The 18,653-nt window shown below is 36.7% G+C and carries 15 protein-coding genes and 3 tRNA genes; 12 read left to right on the top strand and 6 right to left on the bottom strand.

The genetic code is table 11. The features are described from left to right. Positions 1-57: 57 nt before the first annotated feature. Positions 58-804, bottom strand: coding sequence for an ABC transporter ATP-binding protein (locus QM481_RS18820; RefSeq protein ID WP_095162019.1), 747 nt, complete (start codon positions 802-804; stop codon positions 58-60). A gap of 82 nt (positions 805-886) precedes the next feature. Beyond that, the gene (locus QM481_RS18815) at positions 887-2,425 is read right to left on the bottom strand and encodes a cryptochrome/photolyase family protein (RefSeq protein ID WP_283382883.1); all 1,539 of its coding nucleotides are present in this window, start codon (positions 2,423-2,425) and stop codon (positions 887-889) included. An 803-nt stretch (positions 2,426-3,228) separates the two neighbouring features. Between QM481_RS18815 and QM481_RS18810 the strand changes: the two genes are divergently transcribed. The 4 genes from QM481_RS18810 to QM481_RS18795 are packed head-to-tail and all read left to right on the top strand — an operon-like array spanning position 3,229 to position 5,943. Then, on the top strand, positions 3,229-3,792 hold the full coding sequence (locus tag QM481_RS18810) for a TIR domain-containing protein (RefSeq protein WP_283382882.1): 564 nt from the start codon (positions 3,229-3,231) through the stop codon (positions 3,790-3,792). Between the two features lie 7 nt (positions 3,793-3,799). After that, entirely contained in the window at positions 3,800-4,309 is a 510-nt protein-coding gene (locus tag QM481_RS18805) for a TIR domain-containing protein (protein ID WP_283382881.1), read from the top strand. Continuing rightward, the gene (locus tag QM481_RS18800; RefSeq protein ID WP_283382880.1) at positions 4,306-5,523 is read left to right on the top strand and encodes a TRAFs-binding domain-containing protein; all 1,218 of its coding nucleotides are present in this window, start codon (positions 4,306-4,308) and stop codon (positions 5,521-5,523) included. The genes QM481_RS18805 and QM481_RS18800 overlap by 4 nt, the downstream gene beginning before the upstream one ends. Positions 5,524-5,529: 6 nt before the next feature. Beyond that, on the top strand, positions 5,530-5,943 hold the full coding sequence (locus QM481_RS18795) for a TIR domain-containing protein (RefSeq protein WP_283382879.1): 414 nt from the start codon (positions 5,530-5,532) through the stop codon (positions 5,941-5,943). 56 nt (positions 5,944-5,999) lie between these two features. Here the strand turns inward: QM481_RS18795 and QM481_RS18790 are convergent, their stop codons facing one another. The 4 genes from QM481_RS18790 to QM481_RS18775 all read right to left on the bottom strand — a co-directional run bounded on the left by QM481_RS18790 (position 6,000) and on the right by QM481_RS18775 (position 9,987). Further along, entirely contained in the window at positions 6,000-6,755 is a 756-nt protein-coding gene (locus tag QM481_RS18790) for a succinate dehydrogenase/fumarate reductase iron-sulfur subunit (protein WP_283382878.1), read from the bottom strand. A gap of 59 nt (positions 6,756-6,814) precedes the next feature. Then, a complete protein-coding gene (locus tag QM481_RS18785; protein ID WP_166550536.1) occupies positions 6,815-7,174 on the bottom strand; it encodes a four helix bundle protein in 360 nt (119 codons plus the stop codon). A gap of 84 nt (positions 7,175-7,258) precedes the next feature. Then, on the bottom strand, positions 7,259-9,247 hold the full coding sequence (locus tag QM481_RS18780; RefSeq protein ID WP_283382877.1) for a fumarate reductase/succinate dehydrogenase flavoprotein subunit: 1,989 nt from the start codon (positions 9,245-9,247) through the stop codon (positions 7,259-7,261). A 71-nt stretch (positions 9,248-9,318) separates the two neighbouring features. Next, a complete protein-coding gene (locus tag QM481_RS18775; RefSeq protein ID WP_283370793.1) occupies positions 9,319-9,987 on the bottom strand; it encodes a succinate dehydrogenase cytochrome b subunit in 669 nt (222 codons plus the stop codon). A gap of 545 nt (positions 9,988-10,532) precedes the next feature. Here QM481_RS18775 and QM481_RS18770 point away from each other — a divergent pair. The 8 genes from QM481_RS18770 (at position 10,533) to QM481_RS18735 (ending at position 18,579) form a co-directional block, all read left to right on the top strand. Further along, complete coding sequence (locus QM481_RS18770; RefSeq protein ID WP_283382876.1) at positions 10,533-13,295, top strand: T9SS type B sorting domain-containing protein; 2,763 nt, start codon at positions 10,533-10,535, stop codon at positions 13,293-13,295. Between the two features lie 85 nt (positions 13,296-13,380). Next, positions 13,381-13,803, top strand: coding sequence for a thiol-disulfide oxidoreductase DCC family protein (locus tag QM481_RS18765; protein WP_283382875.1), 423 nt, complete (start codon positions 13,381-13,383; stop codon positions 13,801-13,803). Between the two features lie 215 nt (positions 13,804-14,018). Then, entirely contained in the window at positions 14,019-14,897 is an 879-nt protein-coding gene (gene fabD / locus QM481_RS18760) for an ACP S-malonyltransferase (protein WP_166550541.1), read from the top strand. Between the two features lie 161 nt (positions 14,898-15,058). Then, positions 15,059-15,129: transfer RNA gene (locus QM481_RS18755), tRNA-Gln, on the top strand. Positions 15,130-15,200: 71 nt separating this feature from the next. Continuing rightward, positions 15,201-15,271 (top strand) — tRNA-Gln (locus tag QM481_RS18750). 73 nt (positions 15,272-15,344) lie between these two features. Further along, positions 15,345-15,415, top strand: a tRNA-Gln gene (locus QM481_RS18745). Between the two features lie 286 nt (positions 15,416-15,701). Beyond that, on the top strand, positions 15,702-17,096 hold the full coding sequence (glmM, locus tag QM481_RS18740) for a phosphoglucosamine mutase (RefSeq protein WP_166550542.1): 1,395 nt from the start codon (positions 15,702-15,704) through the stop codon (positions 17,094-17,096). A 334-nt stretch (positions 17,097-17,430) separates the two neighbouring features. After that, a complete protein-coding gene (locus QM481_RS18735; RefSeq protein ID WP_283382874.1) occupies positions 17,431-18,579 on the top strand; it encodes a cysteine desulfurase family protein in 1,149 nt (382 codons plus the stop codon). Positions 18,580-18,653: the final 74 nt, after the last annotated feature.

The following is an 18,653-nucleotide window of genomic DNA, read 5'->3' as shown; positions in this document are numbered from 1 at the left end:
ATGATTCTGTTTATTTGATTCAAATTTTCAAATCATCAGATTTTCAAATTATTAACGCTATTTTCTCAAATCCTGTAAAAGTTTACTCGAAAATAAGAATTCATTCAGTTCTGGTACTGTATTTTGAAGAATATTGGAGTTGTCGCCTTCCCACAATTTTTTGCCTTTATACAAAAACATAATACTTTCGCCAATACCCATTACCGAACTCATATCATGCGTAATTACCACCGTAGTGATTCCAAACTCATCAGTAATTTCTTTGATAAGCTCATCGATTCTGACAGAAGTCAAAGGATCGAGACCAGAGTTAGGTTCATCACAAAATAGATATTTGGGGTTCATCACAATAGCACGTGCGATGCCTACACGCTTTTTCATACCACCCGAAATTTCGGAAGGTGTACGTTGCCCTGCATTTTCCAAACCTACTCTCTGAAGGCAAAATTCAGCACGGTCGATTTTTTCCTTCTCCGACATATTGGTCAACATATCCAATGGGAATTTGACATTTTCTAAAACGGTTTTAGAGTCAAAAAGTGCCCCACCTTGAAATAGTACACCCATTTCACGACGAATATCCTTTTGTATCTCTTCTGAGGAATTATGAAAATCACGCCCATCGTACAAAATATGTCCCGACTCAGGTTTGATAATACCAATCATACATTTGAGCAGTACGCTTTTCCCCGTACCACTACCGCCAATAATCAAGGAAGTATCACCTGGCTTAAATTGTCCACTGATTCCTAATAATATATCTCGGCCATTGAAGGCTTTACAAACGTCTTTTATCTCTATCATACCCAAATTTAGTAGGCATTCAGAACTCAACAATATAGTTTTTAAGTTTTTTTTGGAATGGCAATAAACCTTGATAGTCGGTTTACAATTTTTCGATATGTTCCAAGTAAAAATCTGCTTGTTTCAGTAGCTCTTGTCTTTGAGTAGTAGACATTTTATTGAGTGTTATATAAGACATGCCTATTCTTGGATTCTTCTCTAAAAAAACACGATTTCTTTCAAAAAAATGCCAATAAAGACTGTTGAAAGGACAAGCCTTATCTCCTGTTTTTTTGTTTTTGTCGTAAAAGCAATTGCCACAATAATGACTCATTTTGTCGATATAATTGGCAGAACCCACATAAGGCTTCGACCCAATAATCCCACCATCAGCATACTGGCTCATTCCTCGTGTATTGGTAATCTCGACCCACTCAATGGCATCAATATAAATACCCAAATACCATGCGTCGGCATCATCAGGATGAATACCTGCCAATAGCATAAAGTTTCCTGTCAGCATTAATCTTTGGATATGGTGGGCATAGGCATAATCCAAACTTTGGATAATAGCATGGCGTAAACAAGCCATTTTTGTTTGACCACTCCAGAACCACGAAGGAAGTTTTCTGTCATGCCCGAAGAAATTCATAGTGGCAAATTCAGGCATTTTTGCCCAGTAAATTCCTCGCATGTATTCACGCCAGCCAAGAATTTGTCTGACAAAACCTTCAATTTGAGCAATCGTAATCGAATCCTGATTTTGTTCCCAATATTCTACGCTTTTCTGAATGACTTCTAGTGGATGTAATAATTTAAGATTAAGAGAAAAGGATAGCCGAGAATGATAAATAGACCAATAGGAGGGATGCATGGCATCTTCATAAGTGCCAAATTGCGCCAGACAGTTTTCAAGGAAAAAGTCCAATAAGGCTAAACTCTCTTGACGAGTGGTGGGCCACAAGAAATTTTTAGCATCGATGTTTCCAATAGATGATATGCCCGATTGGGAAAGTAGTTGAACGATATCTTCTACGTTTTTTGAAAAAATTAGCGGTTCGATTGGACGATGATTTTTGGGAAGTTTTTTGCGATTATCGGCATCATAATTCCATTGTCCCGAAGTAGGTTCATCTTCATCCATTAGTACCTTGTACTTTTTGCGCATCATGCGATAAAAGTTTTCCATGAGAAAGGTTTTCTTTCCTTTAAAAAAAGTAGCTAATTCCTCTCGCTGACTCAAAAAGTGTTCCGAGTCAATGGCTTTTGAAGGTATTGGAATATTTTGACAAAAGCCTTTAAGTTGTAAATCGAGACGATATTCGTCAGGCAATAGGTATTCAAATTGTTGAATATCTAATTCTTGAATAAGCCAATGAAGATTTTGAGGAAGTGATTGGGTATTTATTTCGTCGTCTAAGGTAATATAAACTACTTGATGCCCTTTTTGTTTTAGCTCTTCAGCAAACTGTCGCATAGCCACAAAAAAGCCCACAATTTTTTGGATATGGTGAGTGACATAGTCAGTCTCCTGACGCATTTCCATCATGACATAAATGACATCCTGATTTACAGATTCAAACCATGAATGTTGGCTATTGAGTTGGTCACCAAGAATAAGTCGAAGCGTTTTAATTTTCATGTAAACAAAACTGCTTTACGAGAGAGATTGTTTGTTTTTTTAATGATTTCAATATTCATGAAAAACTCTGGATAAGAGACCTTATGCAGCTAGTATGCAGATGCTTATGTTGAATAACATTTATGATACATACTATACATTATGAGACATCTTGTCATGCTTTATGTTTTTTCTTGTATGGAAAAAATGGCGTGTCACTGGCAAGTATATATATTTCTGCGACTATCCTCTTTTTTAATTGGAAGTTGTCAAAATGTCACAAAATTTATTTTGGCATCTAATTTGAATATCGATACATTGGGATTCCTATATCCCATAAAATATATACTATTTGGAAGAAAAAAAATATAAATACCAGAAGCTCAATAAATAAAAAAAATGCTCTCGCCGTCGCCAAACTTTGAAGAGCATTTTAATAAGATTTAAGCAGTTTAGCACTAGTAACGGGAGTTATTGACCCGTTCGTGCATGCCTTTTGTTATATAACGAAACAAAATTAAGAAATGTTCTACTCTTAACAAAATTGTAGTATTCTTCTTTTTCTTCTTTCGGCTTTTCTCACAAAATGCGTACCAGTTCATAAAACTGCACAAGTTTAATTATTTTATCAAATTCTAAATTGTACTTTTTATGGCTACCAATGGAGCAAATGGCAAGGTGCCGTTAGTGAACGTTCACAAATTCAAAAGACCTAAAAACTATGTTATTTAATAAAAGAGATACCATAGATCAATTTATAAATTTTAAGGTAACTGAAAGAAGACCCAAAGAGTAATTGTTTTAGCATTTTAAACTTAATAATTATGGATTTAATTACAACTGAATATCTAGATAGTATACCTATTTCAATTTCTGAAAATATCTTTTTTTTGACAAAGAGAGCTCTAATAGATGATGGCATAAGTATCAGCCAAAATAACCTCACAGCTTTCTTGTCACATAGTCATTCTGATAAAATGCGGATATTACCTATTGTTAAAATTTTAAATTCGGTTGGAGTGAATATCTATGTTGATTGGCTCGATAATGATATGCCAGCAATTACTAGTGGTAAGACAGCAGATATATTAAAGACTAAAATCAAACAAAATAGAAAATTTATTCTATTGGCATCTAATACCGCAATAAAGTCAAGTTGGGTTAATTGGGAGTTAGGTATTGGAGATGGGTTGAAATATATAGATAACATGATGATATTCCCTTTCAAAGAAAATAATCAAAATTGGACAAATAATGAATATTTCGAAATATATCCACATCTCCAGACTGAAAATAAGTATGATTACGAAACAGGGAATAATGTTACATACCATGTAATTTATCCTAATAAATCAAAAATAAAGTTACAAGATTGGTTAAAAAGATAATTAAGATATGTGGTTTTTAATTCCATTAGCACTTGGAGGAGGTTTGATTTTACATAATTTGAAGAAAAAGAAAATTGCATCTGATAAAGAAGATACAGTAGCAATAGAAAAAGAGGATATTAGAATTGAATATCGTAGAATTTATATATGTCACTCCTTTGATGATTCTTCGCTATATGAAAAGCTTGCTCGGAAATTGAAATTCACTGAAGAGTATAAGATTTTTAATCATTCTATTCCAAAGAATAAACGGAGGAATACTCAAAGTGACGAGGAGTTGAGAGTAATTTTTAGGCAACAAATGTCTGGTTGTACACATGTATTTGTCTTGGCATCTCCGGATATACCCAAGAAATCTTATGTAAAAATGGAACTAGAAGTTGCTCAAGAATTAGGAAAAGAAATTGTTGCAGTAACTGGAAGAAATCAATTTAAAATTCCTCCTTTTATTAGAAAAATGTCGAATGTATTAGTAACCAATGATACTAGAAATTTAAAAAAACAACTAAAGAAATGAGAAAGCCAGTTTGCTTTGTAATTATGGGTTTTGGAAAAAAAACAGATTATTCTATTTCTAAAACCTATGATTTAGATAAGACATATAAGAATATAATTAAGCCTGCTGCTATTTCAGCAGGATATGAATGTATAAGGGCTGATGAAATTATAGAGTCAGGATTAATAGACAGAAGTATGTATGCTCTATTAGTGAAAGCGGACTTAGTAATAGCCGATATTACAACTTATAATCCCAATGCAATTTATGAGTTAGGTATACGCCATGGAGTAAGACCATATTCTACCATTATATTGAAAGAACAAGAAGGTAAGAGAGAGTTTGATTTTAGTCATGACAGAATATTTTCATATAAGCATTTGGGAGAGGATATTGGTACTGATGAAGCTAGAGAGTGCCAAGAAAAACTCAAAAAATTGATTTTAACTGTCAAGGATAACCCTAAAAGTGATAGTCCACTTTATGAATTGATAAAAACCGCAATACCTACAACTTATGCAGATGAGGAATATAGCGATATAATAGGAGATTTAGCAAGGAGAGAAAAAGGATTATTTGCAATTATAGAAAAAGCAGAAGAAGAGATACAGAAAGGTCGTTATCTGGAGGCAAGTAATTTGTTTGGCAAAGCCAATCAAATTGCAATTGATGAAAGTTATTATATACAGCAACAAGCTCTTTACCGATATAAATCTAAGGAGCCAAGCGAAGTAGTAGCTTTGACGGAAGCATGGTCAATTATTAAAACTCTCAATCCTGATGAATCAGGAGATCCTGAAACCTTAGGTATTTCAGGTGCAATTTTTAAAAGGTTATATTTTATTAATAATGATGAAGAGAGTCTAAACAAAGCAATCGAGTACTACAGTAAGGGATTTAATATATACTCAAATTATTACACAGGAGAAAATTATGCTATCTGTTTAGATTTAAAATCTAAACTTTCTGTTGATTCAGAGGAAATAGGAGCACTTAAGTATATGGCAAAAGATGTCATGAAGAAAATAATTAAAAACTTAGAATCAATTCCAGAAGAAGAATTAAATGTACGTAATGATAGGATGTGGATTTATGCTACACTATCAAACTGTAATTTATTTTTGAATCAAACAGAAAAAGCTTCTTCTTTTGAAGATATGTTTATGAAGGAGAATCCTAAAATCTGGGAAATAGAAACATTTACTAGAACAAAAGAGCAATATTTAAATCAATAGAACATTATGTCGAGAGTATATAAAGTTTATGTCTGTCATTCTTGGAGCCATTTAGATGACTTAGAAAATTTAAGGAGGTTATTGAAAGAGAGGGGCTATTTTAATGTTGTATTTAAAGAACATTCACCTTATGAAGCGATTAATTCATCAAATGCAACATATATAAAACAAAGATTGAAGCAATCAATTTTAGAGTCCGATATCGTTTTAGGGTTAGCAGGAATATATTCATCTCACAGCGATTGGATTGATTGGGAGATACAAACTGCTTATGAAAATCAAATCCCAATAATTGGTGTTGTTCCTAGAGGGCAATCTCGAATCTCACAAACTATTTTAAAGCGCTCAAAAGATAATGTGAATTGGAGTACTGAAAGTATTGTTGAAGCGGTAAGGAAATATTCTAAATTAGGTCAATAATAAAAAGCCGCCTCAGACATCTAAGGCGGCTTTTAGTTTAAATATTTATATCTAAACTATTCGTGTTCTTTTGATGACAATACAGCACCAAAGTATTCACGGTTCATACGAGCGATGTTTTCCAATGAGATACCTTTTGGACATTCGGCTTCACAAGCACCTGTGTTTGTACAAGCACCGAAACCTTCGATATCCATTTGGGCAACCATTTTCTCAGCACGCATTTCACGTTCAGCTTGACCTTGTGGTAACAATGCTAATTGAGAAATTTTTGCTGAAGTAAACAACATGGCTGAAGCATTTTTACAAGCTGCTACACAAGCACCACAACCAATACAAGCTGCTGCTGCAAATGCTTCGTCAGCTTTATCTTTTGCGATTGGCAATGCGTTAGCATCTTGAGCGTTACCAGTATTTACTGACACGAAACCACCCGCAGAGATAATACGGTCGAATGACGAACGGTTTACAGTTAAGTCTTTGATTACAGGGAATGCAGATGCTCTCCAAGGTTCAACAGTAATTGTATCGCCAGATTTGAACGAACGCATGTGCAATTGACAAGTAGTTACACCACGGTTTGGACCGTGAGGACTACCGTTGATATACATTGAGCACATACCACAAATACCTTCACGGCAATCATGGTCGAAAGCGATTGGTTCTTGACCGTCGTTGATTAATCTTTCATTAAGAACGTCGAACATTTCAAGGAATGACATATCCTCAGAAATTCCTTTAACGTCATAATTTTCGAAGTTTCCTTCTGTATTGGTATTTTTTTGACGCCACACCTTAAGCGTCAAGTTCATATTTCCTTCCATTTTGATACAATTTGAAGATTTGAAAATTTGAAGATTTGAAAATAGATTCATTTAGAATCTACTTTAGAACTACTAATAATCTTCGAGATAATTCGGATTATTTGAGTTAATTCTTCAATGATAACTTTTTGGGGTTGTGGGTAAGTCTCGGATAGTTCACAAAGTTTTAACCAATAGCTAGTTTCATCAGCTTCTTTGGCTGCAATTTTCATTTTATGAATGAAATCTACCTTACTTTCTGCATTTTGAGCTTCCCAAACATTAGCTCCAATAGATGTGCCTGACCTCAACAATTGTTTGGCTATGACATATTTTTTTTGGAGTTCTAATTGCTCACTGAATTTGATGATTTCAATTGAAAATGAAAGCGTTTTTTCAACGATGAGATTCGCTTTTTGATTCTGCATATTACTTGTAGGTGAGAATTAATAGTTTCAAACCTACAAGTAATCTTTTTCATTTTCAAATTTTCAAATCATCAAATTTTCAAATTATTTATAGCTACGTTGTGCAATTTTGATGTTTTCGTACACTAGCTCTTCTTTGTGTAATTCGTAGTCAGAATCGCCTTTGTACTCCCATGCAGCTACGTAAGCGTAGTTTTCGTCATCACGTTTTGCTTCGCCTTCTTCAGTTTGATATTCTTCACGGAAGTGACCTCCACAAGACTCGTTACGGTTCAAGGCATCGATACACATCAATTCACCAAGTTCTAAGAAGTCAGCTACACGAGCAGCTTTTTCTAATTCTGGGTTAAATTCATTGGCATCACCTGGAATACGAACATTTGACCAGAATTCTTTGCGAAGCGCTTTGATTTCTTCGATAGCTTCTTTCAAACCAGCCTCGTTACGAGCCATACCACACTTATCCCACATGATTAAACCTAATTTCTTGTGGTAATAATCAACCGATTTAGTTCCTTTGATAGACATCAATTGGTCGATAGTATCTTGAACAGCTTTTTCTGCTGCCACAAACTCAGGAGCATCAGTTGGAATTGCTTTTGTACGGATATCTCCAGACAAATAAGCACCAATTGTGTATGGAATTACGAAATAACCATCAGCCAAACCTTGCATCAAGGCAGAAGCTCCCAAACGGTTTGCACCGTGATCTGAGAAGTTTGCTTCACCTAGAGCATAAAGACCTGGTACTGTAGTCATCAAGTTGTAGTCTACCCAAAGTCCACCCATTGTGTAGTGAACCGCAGGATAAATACGCATTGGCACTTCGTAAGGGTCTTCACCAGTAATTTGCTTGTACATGTCAAACAAGTTACCATATTTCTCTTTCACAACTTCTTTACCCATTACTTGTAGCTCTTCTGTACTAGCATTGTGCATACCTCTTTTGGTAGCCTCTCCACGTCCATAACGCAAGATAGCTGCTGCAAAATCAAGGTAAACGGCTTTTTTAGAAGCACCTACACCATAACCTTCATCACAACGCTCTTTAGCTGCACGAGAAGCAATATCACGAGGGACCAAGTTACCAAATGCAGGGTAACGACGCTCTAAGTAGTAATCACGTTCGTCTTCAGGAATTTGTGCTGCTGGACGGTTATCATCTTTCTTTTTAGGAACCCAGATACGACCATCGTTACGCAATGATTCTGACATCAATGTCAATTTCGATTGGTGATCACCAGATACTGGAATACAAGTAGGGTGAATCTGAGTGTAACAAGGGTTACCAAAGAATGCACCTTTTTTGTGTGCTTTCCAAGCAGCTGTTACGTTTGAGCCCATTGCGTTAGTTGACAAATAGAATACGTTTCCGTAACCACCTGTACACAACAATACCGCGTGACCAAAGTGACGTTCTAATTTACCAGAAATCAAATCACGAGCAATGATACCACGAGCTTTGCCGTCAACCATTACTACGTCCATCATTTCGTGGCGAGTAAACATTTCTACGTTACCTAAACCAACCTGACGTTGTAATGCCGAATAAGCACCCAACAACAATTGTTGACCAGTTTGACCCGCAGCATAGAACGTACGTTGTACTTGAGTACCCCCGAAAGAACGATTTGATAACAAACCACCGTACTCACGAGCAAAAGGTACACCTTGCGCTACGCATTGGTCAATAATGCTACCTGATACTTCAGATAAACGATGAACGTTTGCCTCTCTAGCACGGTAGTCACCACCTTTGATCGTATCATAAAAAAGACGATACACAGAGTCACCGTCATTTTGGTAGTTTTTAGCTGCGTTAACACCACCTTGTGCTGCAATTGAGTGAGCACGACGAGGAGAATCTTGAAAACAGAAAGCTTTTACTTTATATCCCATTTCGGCCAAAGAAGCCGCTGCCGAAGCACCCGCCAAACCTGTACCTACTACGATGATTTCGATATTCCGCTTGTTTGCGGGGTTTACTAATGGTACTGTCGAACGGAATTTAGTCCATTTATCAGACAGCTGTCCATCAGGGATTTTAGCATCTAATCTTGGTGAAGTTGCCATAACTTAAGAATTATGTAATGAAAAAAGTTTTTAGATATAGTGCTGTTAAAAATTTAACAAACAACTATGAACTATTTAATAAGTCCTAAATGCATTGCGATTGGCATTGCTGCAAACACAACTGGAATGATAATAGCAAACCAACATCCGAATGATTTTACAAACGGAGTGTATTTAGGGTGATTCCATCCAAGTGATTGGAATGCACTTTGAACACCATGCAATAAATGGTATGCCAAAGAAATACAACCAACAACATACACAATTACAGGTACTGGGCTAGCAAAAACCTCTTGCATTTCTTGGAAAAGTGTTTTTTGACCACCAGTAATTACGTCTGTAAAACGGCTTACTACCCAAAAATGCTTTAAGTGCATCACTAAGAAAAGTAATAATAATGTACCCAATAAACCCATTGAGCGAGAGTACCATGTGCTATTATCTTTTGATACAACAGCATATTGTACAGGGCGTTTTTTCTTGTTAGCCGACCACAACATCAAACCGTCTACAATGTGAGCAATTAAACCCACAAATAGTCCGATTTCAGCAGTACGGATGAAAAAGTTTTTAGCCATAAATTCTGCGGCTTCATTGAAGGTTTCACCTCCGTCATTCAAAAAAATGCACGCATTGATACCACAATGAACGAGAAGGAAGGCTACCAACGATAAGCCTGTTATCGCCATGATGAGCTTTCGGCCCAACGAACTTGATAATGTTTTTGTTACCCAAGACATTTTTTTATAAGTTATTGGTTGTTAATTAGTTAACAATTAATAGGGCTGGTTCTTAATCTATACACAGAAAACCTTGTATGGATTAATTGCTATTAACTATTAATTAGTTGAAAAATTGAACCCAAAACTACAATTGAATCACCTGTCAATCAAATAATCTATAAGATTTTAGCAATTATTTATAATCTTTCTACGTTTTTGTACTGTATTATTGGATTTAGCCAACGATTTAGGAAGTATACCAACCAATCGGTTTTACTATAATTAACGATACTTTGGAGGGTCTTTCATCGGATTTGTGTATTTAGTTCACTTTTCCAACTTTGTGTTTGATTTTTTTGTTTTGTTAGTTGTAAAAAAAATTATTCTCTAAATTGTGCCAGTAAAGTGTGTAGGTCAGTAATCAATACCTTATACCAAGGCTTTTGAAGAGGCTGTCCTCAAAACTTTTTATTCACTAACGTATGAGACCAAACTTTATCTACATTCTCATTTTTACCTTTTTTGTAGGCCTTTTTTCATTTCATTCCGCAAGGGCAACCCACATGAAAGGGGGCGAAATCACCGTGCGTCGTGTGTCGAGTACGGCTCTTACTTACGAATTTACCCTCACGATATATTGCGAAAATAACGTGGCTTGGCAGCAACAACGCGAAGTCCTTTTTTGCTTTGGGGATGGGCTCGGCTCTCAATGGGCTCCCCGTTCTAATGGTAATGGCTTAGGCGAAGATATTGGCAACGGCACCATGAAGGGTATCTATAAGGTTACTTACACCTACGCAGCGCCAAGTATTTATAAGGTAAACGTTGGTATCGAAAACCGTAATGCCAATGTTCGAAATATCCCTAATTCGGACATGGTGGGGTTTTATGTTGAAACCGTATTTAAAATAGATCCAGGTTTGGGGCTAAACTCAACTCCATTGTTGATGAACCCTGCCGTAGATCTTACAGCTGTAGTTGGACAAAAGTTTATTCATAACCCCAATGCAGTAGATATCGAAGGCGATAGCTTGGCTTACCGCCTAATTGACTGTCGTACAGGTTTACAAACCACTTGTACTGGACGTGGTAATGCTATAGCTGGTTTTCGCCAGCCTAATTTAGTAGCAGCTACTTCTTCTAGCTTTACCATTAATAGTCGAACAGGTGATTTGATTTGGAATGTCCCTCAAGAAACGGGTCTTTATAACTGTGCTTTTATCATTGAAGAATGGCGAAATGGTGTAAAAATTTCGGAGACGGTTCGTGATATGCAAATTGAGGTAAAAGATGCCGATAACAAGGCTCCTATTATCAAAGTACCAGACGATATTTGTGTGGAAGCAGGAACATTTATTCAGCAAAATGTTACTGCCGACGATACCCCTTCTAGTACCGGACGTAAAGACCAATTGAATTTGTACTCGACAGGGTCTGTTTACAAACCAACCGATGGAACAGCCTATTTTGCTCAGCCTTATGCGACTTTTACAGCCACCAATCCTTCAAATCCTATTGCTACAGGGGTATTTAGGTGGCAAACAAGCTGTGCACACATACGAGAGCAAACCTATGATATTCTCTTTAAGGTAGAGGACGTGCCACCAACGAGGGTAGGAAGTACCATACCTAAATTAGTAGATAGTAAAATCTGGAAAGTAAAAATTGTAGCTCCTAGAGTCAAAAACCTAAAAGCTACTGGCGATGCTGGTAATAAGGCTATCACTTTGACTTGGGACGCTTATTCGTGTCAAAATGCAGGAGCCGAATTAATCATTTATCGTAAACAAGGTTGTGATAATTTTGTGCCAGATGTTTGTCAAACGGGTATTCCTGCGGGCTTGGGCTATGTCGAAATTGGGAGAGTCCCTATCAACGCTACTACATACGTAGATAACAACGGTCTGAAACGTGATACTGATTATAGCTACCGTATAGTGGCGTCTTTTGCAGCTCCTTCGGGTGGTAAAAGTGTATCGTCAGATCAAATTTGTTTAAAACTGGAAGCTCAAGTACCTGTAATTACCAATGTGACAGTAGATAAAACATCTTCTACACAAGGGGAAATTACAGTAAAATGGACTCGTCCAATTGATTTTAAACCAGAGCAATTCAAAGGACCATATCAGTATCGTTTGTTCCGTGCTACTGGCTTGACGGGTACGTCTTTTGCTCAAGTTGGAGCAAACATTAATACAGATTTATCTGGAACAGTAGCCGATACGGTATTTGTTGATAAAAACCTCAATACACAAGACAATGCTTATCGTTATCGTGTGTTATTCTATTATACAAGCGCTACGGGTTTGACTTTATTGGATAGTACTGAGGCTGCGTCGAGCGTGCGTTTGACAACTACAGCAGATGTTCGTAAAGTAGTACTAACTTGGCAAGCCAATACTCCTTGGTCTAACGATAATCAAACGCACCGTGTGTATCGCGAAACTCGTCCAGGTTCTGGAGTATTTACCCGTATTGCCGATGTAACAGTACAAGGAGCATCTACTTATACCTTTACGGATGATGGACAAGATAAGATTGCTTCAGATGGTAGCTTCCCAGTGAAAATGTCGCCAGATTCATCGTATTGTTATAAGGTGGAAACTGTAGGTACGTACAATTCGACCAAAATCAAACCTAGTTTGCTGAATAACTTCTCTCAGATTAGTTGCGCAACGCCAAAAAGTGATTTGATTCCTTGTCCTCCAGTACTTAATATCGATCTTTTAGATTGTGATGCTTATACAAAAGACAATAGTAACTGTAATCAAACAACTTTTGAGAATAAGCTTACGTGGACGGATGCAACTGGAGCTAACTGTGATAAAGATATTGTAAAATATACTTTGTATTATGCGTCTGGACCAGATGGTGCATTTACGAAAATTGCAGATATTACCACGCCGAATCCTCCAGCACACAACTACACACATACCAAAACGGATTCGTATATGGGATGTTACTATGTGACTGCTACTAATAAGTATGGAACCGAAAGTGCGCGTAGTAATGTAGTTTGTAAAGATAATTGTCCAAGTTTCTCATTACCAAATGTCTTTACGCCAAACGGAGATGGCAAAAATGATATTTTCCAAGCATTAAAATGTCCACGTTTTGTTCAAGAAGTGACTATTTCGATTTATAATAGAAACGGACAAAAAGTGTATGACTACACAGGACCAAAATTGGAATGGGACGGTCGAGACAATTCTGGTAATGATTCTCCTTCGGGAACTTATTTCTATAATTGTTCAGTGAAATTCTTGACATTAGATACAGCCAAGAATAGTTTAACATTGAAGGGCTATATTGAACTAATAAAATAATTATCAAATAAGTATACAGAAAAGACGAGCTTGTGGAGTACATAAGCTCGTCTTTTTGTTAGTAAGGTATAAAGTTCCTAAAAAGATGAAAGAAGACGCTTCAAAACATCAATTATACGACCTAATCTTGTTTGATGGAGTGTGTAATTTTTGTAATTCCTCAATCAATTTTGTCATTGACCACGACACACAAAAACGGTTCAAATTTGCCTCTTTACAATCTGAGGTGGGACAACAATATTTGGCTCAGTTTTCTAGAAATAAAAAAGATTTTGATTCTGTTTTGTTGATAAAAAATGGACAATTATTTGAGAAATCCGATGCAGCTCTTCATATCGCTCAGCATTTAGATGGAGTTTGGCGGAGGTTGTATTTTTTGAAATGGATTCCACGAACGATAAGAGATATGATATACGATTTGATTGCAAAGAATAGATACCGAATTTTCGGTAAATCAGATGCTTGTCGTTTACCAAATCCAGAGCTTCGTGAAAGGTTTTTGGGCTAGAATTGGGAGATGTAGAGCTTGAAGTAGTATTTTTGCGGACTTCTTTGAAAACACCTTCGTAAAGAAGAACGATTCAGAGGCAGTTGTTTGAGAAATTTCTTAAGTGCTTTTTTTCAGACAATTGTGGAGATAATACAAAAAACTTGCTTTAATTTATTAAACAGAGTCTCTTGTTTCCACTAGTACTAAATCATATATCACAAAAATTCCTAAAAATGAAAGCATACGTTTTCCCAGGTCAAGGTTCTCAATTTATTGGTATGGGCAAAGACCTTTACGAAAAATCAGAATCAGCAAAGGCATTATTTGAAAAAGCTAACGAAATTTTAGGTTTTAGCATTACTGATGTTATGTTCAATGGAACTGACGAAGAGTTAAAACAAACGAAAGTAACGCAACCTGCTATTTTTCTTCACTCTGTAATTTTAGCCAAAGAAACACCAGATTTCCAGCCTGATATGGTTGCAGGTCACTCGCTAGGCGAATTCTCTGCATTGGTTGCTGCTGGAGCTTTGAGCTTTGAAGATGGCTTGGTATTAGTTTCTAAGCGTGCATTAGCCATGCAAAAAGCGTGTGAAGCTAATCCTTCAACTATGGCAGCCGTTTTGAACTTAGCAGATAATGTAATCGAAGATATTTGTGCTTCAGTTGACGATGTAGTAGTTGCTGCTAATTATAACTGCCCAGGACAAGTAGTAATTTCGGGAACCAACGAAGGCGTTGCTTTGGCTGGCGAAAAATTGAAAGAAGCTGGCGCAAAGCGTGTATTGCTTCTTCCTGTAGGTGGGGCATTCCACTCTCCATTGATGGAGCCTGCTCGTGAAGAATTGGCAGCAGCTATCGAAGCTACCAACTTCAATGCACCTGTTTGTCCAATTTACCAAAACGTAAATGCACAACCTTCAACGGATGTGGCTACTATCAAAGCTAATTTGATTGCTCAGTTGACTGGGGCAGTAAAATGGACACAGTCTGTGCAAAATATGGTAGCTGATGGCGCTACTAGCTTTGTTGAATGTGGTCCAGGTAAAGTATTACAAGGCTTAGTGAAAAAAATAGCACCTACTGCTGAAACTAGTGCTGTAGTGTTGTAAAAGGGATACCAGCACAAAAAAAATGATTTTTTTTTGTGCTGGTAAGCTTCAAATAGTCAGTGACTTAAAGTGGGTGTTATAAATTTTGTTCAATTTTTTTTGAAAAAGGACTTGACAAACAAAATAAAACACCCTAATTTTGCACCACAATTCAGTTGTACTGACCGATGGTGTAACGGTAACACTACGGTTTTTGGTACCGTCATTCATGGTTCGAATCCATGTCGGTTAACAAAACCTCTCTTTTTAATCCATTTAATTGGAGAGGTTTTATTTTCAAGTCAGCACAACAACGAATTAGATTGACCGATGGTGTAACGGTAACACTACGGTTTTTGGTACCGTCATTCATGGTTCGAATCCATGTCGGTTAACATTAAATTAGGAAATCATTCGTGATTCTTTGTTCAGCTAAAAGCTAACAGTTATTAATTTTAGAGTGTGTATTGACCCATAGTGTAAGGGTAGCACATCAGATTTTGGTTCTGCTAGTCTAGGTTCGAATCCTAGTGGGTTAACAAAAGCCTCTCAAGTTCGCTTGAGAGGCTTTTTCATTTTATAAGATATTTATCCAATTTGCCGAGGAAAATCTTTTGATTTTGGAACAAGTTTTGTGGTAAAATCTGTTCAACAAAATAAGTACGACCGAATACTATCTTTTCTGTAGAATCCGTTTTAACTTGGTCGCATTAAGGCAAAAGTTCTTCAAATTATGTTAGATTTGCATAGAATTTGCTCATGAATTAATAATTTTCTAACACACTCGACGTGTATTAATAATCCATTAAACCTCCCATCGCTAACGTGACATTAATTAAATCTATATCAGGAATTAGAGGAACTATCGGAGGAAAGGCAGGGGATGCCCTTACACCCTTAGATGTAGTGAAGTTTACGGCCGCTTATGGTACTTGGCTTAAACGTAAAAACCCTAACAATAAAAAAATTGTCTTGGGGCGTGATGCACGTTTGTCTGGCGATATGGTATCTAAGTTGGTGGTTGGTACTTTACAAGGACTTGGACTAGACGTCTTAGATTTAGGTCTTTCTACTACTCCGACAGTTGAAGTAGCAGTACCCGTAGAAAATGCGGCAGGAGGTATTATCCTTACAGCAAGTCATAATCCGATTCAATGGAACGCCTTGAAACTATTGAATGAAGTCGGAGAATTTATTTCAGGGGCTGATGGTGAAGCGCTACTGGCTATCGCAGAGGCAGAAGATTTTGATTTTGTAGATGTGAAAAAATTAGGTTCTTATGCCCAAGATGACACTTGGATTAAGAAACACATCGACATGATTTTGGCTTTACCTCTAGTGGATAAAGAAGCCATTAAAGAACGCAACTTTAAAATAATTGTAGATGCAGTAAACTCTACAGGTGGAATTGCGGTTCCGATGTTGCTTGAAGCTCTCGGCGTAACCCAAATTACAAAACTACACTGTGAGCCTACAGGTAATTTTGCTCACAATCCAGAGCCACTTCCTGAAAACTTAACCGATATTACTAAGGCTATCGAAAAAACGAAATATGACCTTGGTATTGTCGTAGATCCAGACGTTGACCGATTGTGTTTTTTCTGTGAAGATGCTTCTCCTTTTGGCGAAGAATACACGCTTGTAGCTGTGGCGGATTATATTCTTCAGCATACAAAAGGAAATACCGTTTCCAATCTATCGTCAACACGTGCTTTGCGTGATGTGACTGAAAAGCATGGAGGCAAATATTATGCTTCAGCGGTAGGAGAAGTTAATGTCGTGACATTGATGAAATCTTCAAAGGCTATCATTGGTGGCGAAGGCAATGGCGGTATTATTTATCCAGAATTACACTATGGCCGTGATGCTTTGGTAGGTATCGCACTATTCTTGACGCATTTGGCCAAATCTGGTAAAAAGATTTCGGTTATGCGTAAAGGATACCCAGAGTATTATATTTCGAAAAATAAAATCGAACTAACCCCAGAAATTAACGTTGATGAGGTTTTGGAGGCTGTTAAAAGAAAATATGCCAAAAATCCTATCAATGCAATTGATGGAGTTCGAATAGATTTTGATAAAGAATGGGTACATTTGCGTAAGTCAAATACAGAACCAATCATTCGTATCTACTCAGAGTCAGATTCAATGACGAAGGCTGAGAATTTAGCAAAAAAACTTATTAGTGATATCAAAGAGGTAGTAGCAGCAACGATGTAGTTATTTCTTTTGTTCTTACCGGTATAAATACAAAATGTCAGAAGTAGCCCTTCTGACATTTTGTATTTATAGCTTTTCCAAGTAAGCATAGAGAAATGGTAGAGTTTTTAGCGTTATATAGTGTTTGAAGAATTTCAAACTATTGAGGATTGGGGATTTTTGATTTCAGAAATATATCTCTTTTTACAAAATTGAATTTTAAAAAGTAGAATACACATCCGAAATCCAACATCCAATAGCTGAAATTTTAATAACCCATATTTATCAACAAATATTTTTAACCCTTTTATTTGAGTCATTGATTTGGCTCACACATTTCCCCAACCAAATTAATATGATACAACAACGTGTTTATTTGGACAATGCCGCTACCACACCGCTCGATAGAGCAGTGATTGAGGCAATGTTACCAATGATGGAGAAAAATTTCGGTAACCCATCATCGATTCATGCACATGGACGTGAAGTGCGCAACGCTATTGAACGTGCTCGTAAAACTGTTGCTGGTCTTTTGAATACTTCTCCTGCTGAGATTTTCTTTACTTCTGGTGGTACAGAAGCCGATAATACAGCGATTGCTTGCTCAATTGAAGAATATGGGATCAAACACGCTGTAACATCGTCGCTTGAGCACCATGCTGTGCTACATACCTTGGAACACTTGCAAAAGATTGGTAAAATTAAGCTGAGCTTAGTCAATGTAGATGAAAAAGGTCATATCGACTTGAATCACCTTGAAGAGTTATTGAAGGCAAATCCTAATACCTTGGTATCGTTGATGCACGGTAATAATGAGATTGGCAACTTGTTGGATATGGAAAAGGTAGGGGAGTTGTGTAAAGAGTATGGCGCTACTTTCCATTCTGATACTGTACAAACGATGGGGCACTACAAACATGATTTGCAACAACTCAATATTGATTTTATTGTAGGTGCAGGTCATAAATTTCATGGACCCAAAGGTGCTGGTTTTCTCTATATTAATGCTGATAAAAAAATCCATCCATTTATTCATGGTGGTTCACAAGAGCGTAATATGCGCGGAGGTACCGAAAATGTGTATGGTATTATTGGTTTGGCAAAAGCTTTGGAAGTTGCCTACAGCGATATGGACGGACACCGCAAGCATATCGAATCAGTAAAATCATATATGATTGAAAAGTTGAAGACCTCTTTTGACGATATTCAATTCAATGGGGATTCCGATAACTTAGAGAAAAGCTTATACACTGTGCTCAATGTAAGTTTTCCTCCTTCGGAAGAAGCAGATATGTTCTTGTTTAACTTGGACATTAACAAAATTTCAGCTTCTGGTGGTAGTGCTTGTACGAGCGGTTCAAATATTGGCTCACATGTATTAGGTGGTATTGGTGCAGATCCAAATCGACCATCGGTGAGATTCTCGTTTTCTAAGTATAATACAATTGAAGAAATTGATTATGTGATTGAAAAATTGAATCAGATTTTAAAAGTTGAAGTATAATTCTTTTAGTTAGGTTCTTTTTTCTTATCAGAAAGATTAATTCTTTGTAAAACCCTAGAGTTCAGGTTTGAATT

The organism is Flectobacillus rivi, from assembly GCF_030056655.1.
GTDB classification, from domain to species: Bacteria; Bacteroidota; Bacteroidia; order Cytophagales; family Spirosomataceae; genus Flectobacillus; species Flectobacillus rivi.
Note: the sequence above shows the minus strand (reverse complement) of the source record. Positions and strands in the feature narration are given on the sequence as shown.

Bases quoted from the DNA above. Each gene is read 5' to 3' on its own strand.
- QM481_RS18820 (WP_095162019.1), bottom strand. From the start codon at position 804: ATGATAGAGATAAAAGACGTTTGTAAAGCCTTCAATGGCCGAGATATA.
- QM481_RS18815 (WP_283382883.1), bottom strand. From the start codon at position 2,425: ATGAAAATTAAAACGCTTCGACTTATTCTTGGTGACCAACTCAATAGC.
- QM481_RS18810 (WP_283382882.1), top strand. From the start codon at position 3,229: ATGGATTTAATTACAACTGAATATCTAGATAGTATACCTATTTCAATT.
- QM481_RS18805 (WP_283382881.1), top strand. From the start codon at position 3,800: ATGTGGTTTTTAATTCCATTAGCACTTGGAGGAGGTTTGATTTTACAT.
- QM481_RS18800 (WP_283382880.1), top strand. From the start codon at position 4,306: ATGAGAAAGCCAGTTTGCTTTGTAATTATGGGTTTTGGAAAAAAAACA.
- QM481_RS18795 (WP_283382879.1), top strand. From the start codon at position 5,530: ATGTCGAGAGTATATAAAGTTTATGTCTGTCATTCTTGGAGCCATTTA.
- QM481_RS18790 (WP_283382878.1), bottom strand. From the start codon at position 6,755: ATGAACTTGACGCTTAAGGTGTGGCGTCAAAAAAATACCAATACAGAA.
- QM481_RS18785 (WP_166550536.1), bottom strand. From the start codon at position 7,174: ATGCAGAATCAAAAAGCGAATCTCATCGTTGAAAAAACGCTTTCATTT.
- QM481_RS18780 (WP_283382877.1), bottom strand. From the start codon at position 9,247: ATGGCAACTTCACCAAGATTAGATGCTAAAATCCCTGATGGACAGCTG.
- QM481_RS18775 (WP_283370793.1), bottom strand. From the start codon at position 9,987: ATGTCTTGGGTAACAAAAACATTATCAAGTTCGTTGGGCCGAAAGCTC.
- QM481_RS18770 (WP_283382876.1), top strand. From the start codon at position 10,533: ATGAAAGGGGGCGAAATCACCGTGCGTCGTGTGTCGAGTACGGCTCTT.
- QM481_RS18765 (WP_283382875.1), top strand. From the start codon at position 13,381: ATGAAAGAAGACGCTTCAAAACATCAATTATACGACCTAATCTTGTTT.
- fabD (WP_166550541.1), top strand. From the start codon at position 14,019: ATGAAAGCATACGTTTTCCCAGGTCAAGGTTCTCAATTTATTGGTATG.
- QM481_RS18735 (WP_283382874.1), top strand. From the start codon at position 17,431: ATGATACAACAACGTGTTTATTTGGACAATGCCGCTACCACACCGCTC.